The 1,556-nt window shown below is 67.3% G+C and carries 1 protein-coding gene and 1 pseudogene; both read left to right on the forward strand.

Annotated elements, in window-relative coordinates:
* Positions 1–129 (forward strand): annotated as a pseudogene (locus tag ACFWUY_RS41545) (IS630 family transposase); the annotation flags it as partial.
* A 659-nt stretch (positions 130–788) separates the two neighbouring features.
* Positions 789–1,184 (forward strand): hypothetical protein, encoded by a 396-nt coding sequence (locus tag ACFWUY_RS41550; protein WP_384122207.1) that lies wholly within the window; start codon positions 789–791, stop codon positions 1,182–1,184.
* Positions 1,185–1,556: the final 372 nt, after the last annotated feature.

A 1,556-nucleotide genomic window follows, 5' to 3' on the forward strand; every position in this document is an offset into this window, starting at 1 on the left:
AACGTCGCCTTCAGCACCCCCGAACACCTCGTCCAGACCATCCGACGCGGCCTCCGCCACATCCAGTACCGCAGCCACCTCATAGACGGCTGCCTCGCCGAGACCGGCCTGACCATCAGACCCGCCTGAACGACGCAGCGACATCACGAGTTCAACCTCAGTAGCCGCGCACCTCCCCGGCACGCTCGGCCGCCAGGAGACCACGTTCAATAGATCCCGGGCTTGCGGCCCGGGTTTTCTCGCGGGTGGGTAAGCCGTAGGCGGCCCTGGGCAAGCCTTGGACGGGGGCCGTACACGAGGTAGGGGCAAGCCTCGCAACCCGTACGAGGACTTCGGGTGTGCGGGGAAGGCGGTGGGCCGTGGTGGCGGGCGGGGTCAGCCGCTCCACGATCCGGCGCCGCCCGGCACACGGCCCACTCGCCCGGCGCCACGGGCCCGCACGCCGAACGGCCCGCACCGTCACCCGGTGCGGGCCGTTCATCCACCCAAGAACCCGCCGGAAGGGGGAGTACGGCAGGCCCCGCATATCCAGAGCGGTCCCACACGCTCACCACCCGCATGCCCCCGGCACCGTGATCCACACCCCGTCACCCCCAGAAAACCGGACCGGTCCCCGGTCCAAGGCCGGCTGGCGTGACGATCCGCATTCTGACCGCCTCGAACGAGTCGTTCGGCAAAGCGCACATGCTCCGGCGAACCTGTACCAGGCAGTGCCGACACTTCACGGGGTCCAGCAGCAATCCGGATGCTGCATGATCGAACGATGCTGAATGCTGCATGATCGAACGATGCTGATCGAGCTGGAGAAGGTCGCAAAGTTTCCCTGGAGCCCCTGGCTGGCCCAGATCCGGACCTCGTTCGGCGAGACAGCGGTCCGCTGGTGCGGTGACCAAGCCGCGAGGCCGGGCAAGTACCACGTCGAGTGGACGGTGGACGAGGACATCGTCTGGGGACGGAACGCGAAACCGGCCGTCGGCGTCGGACCAGACATCCGACCCGGCGGGCACTGCGTTGTCCTGCGCGGACGGCTGAGCCTCACCGTGGACGGCGCCGCCGTGCTGGACTTCGATGGCACACAGATTCTGCTGGACCTTGCTGATCCGCTGCCCGAAGGTGTTGCCGACACGTGGGTCGAGCTCTTCATCGAGCGCGAGAAGATCGCTCTCTACCCATACGAACTCTGACCAGACGTCGCTCCATGGCAGGCCGAACCAGCGTGAGACCGCGCGGAGTCAGCCACTCCACGATCCGGTACCGGCACAAGGTCGAGGAGCTGTGCGGGTGCGCGCAGGACGAGGAGCGCGGGTGGCTCCGGGGGGCGCCCGTCCCGCCGAGCACCATCACGAGGAAGGACACGAAGCACTGCCCGGGCCCTCTTCGAGAGCCCCGTCGTACGGCTTCCCGGTTCGTTGAGGCACCAGATACAGGCACAGCGGGAGGCAATTTCGGCCGCAGTCTCTTAGACCGACCGGCAAATGGATCACTTGAGGCGTCGGGTGGTGGGCCGGTTGTCCCAGCGGTACCGGTTCGCCGATCGTCTGATGATCATACGGAGC

This window comes from Streptomyces sp. NPDC058664, from assembly GCF_042716635.1.
Taxonomy (GTDB): domain Bacteria; phylum Actinomycetota; class Actinomycetes; order Streptomycetales; family Streptomycetaceae; genus Streptomyces.